This window comes from Clostridium sp. CTA-6 (genome assembly GCF_054768115.1).
The window spans coordinates 1-665 of the sequence record NZ_BAAAAU010000036.1 but is presented as its reverse complement, the minus strand read 5'-3'; the positions used below and the strand labels follow the sequence as shown (position 1 = coordinate 665).

Sequence of the window (665 nt, the reverse complement as noted above, 5' to 3'; positions counted from 1 at the left end):
GCCGCCAGCGTTCGTCCTGAGCCAGGATCAAACTCTCAATTTTAAAGTTTAATCTCTTCTCAAATTCATTGACAAGGTTTATTACCTTATCTTACTGGCTGTTACAAGAATGTTTCTTGTTAATTCTCTGTTTAATTTTCAAAGACCAATTTTACGACTTTATTAGAATATCATTTATAATCTTAAAAGTCAACAAGGAGATTCGAACTCCTGACCCCCTGCTTGCAAGGCAGGTGCTCTCCCAACTGAGCTATACCCCCAAATGGTGGACCTTCAGGGACTCGAACCCCGGACCTACCGGTTATGAGCCGGTTGCTCTAACCAACTGAGCTAAAGATCCATATTACATCTGGCAACGACTTACTCTTCCACAGGGCCTCCCCTGCAGTACCATCAGCGCTTTGAAGCTTAACCTTCGTGTTCGGCATGGGAACGGGTGTTACCTTCAAGCCATAATCACCAGATATCTAACATTTTAATTGCTTTTTTGCAATTTGTCAATAGAGATTTAACAATTTTTTTATTGTTTCTCTCAAAATTACACAGTGAATTTTATTTTGGTCAAGCCCTCGACTTATTAGTATCAGTCAACTTAACATGTTGCCATGCTTACATCTCTGACCTATCAACCTGGTGTTCTTCCAGGAGTCTTACTAGCTTACGCT

2 tRNA genes and 2 rRNA genes are annotated in these 665 nt (G+C 40.8%); all 4 read right to left on the bottom strand.

Annotated features, from left to right (window positions below):
- Nucleotides 1-189: 189 nt before the first annotated feature.
- Nucleotides 190-255 (bottom strand) — tRNA-Ala (locus ACYUDJ_RS21370).
- An 8-nt stretch (nucleotides 256-263) separates the two neighbouring features.
- Nucleotides 264-340, bottom strand: a tRNA-Ile gene (locus ACYUDJ_RS21365).
- A gap of 7 nt (nucleotides 341-347) precedes the next feature.
- Nucleotides 348-464, bottom strand: a 5S ribosomal RNA gene (gene rrf, locus ACYUDJ_RS21360).
- A gap of 93 nt (nucleotides 465-557) precedes the next feature.
- Nucleotides 558-665, bottom strand: a 23S ribosomal RNA gene (locus ACYUDJ_RS21355); the annotation flags it as partial.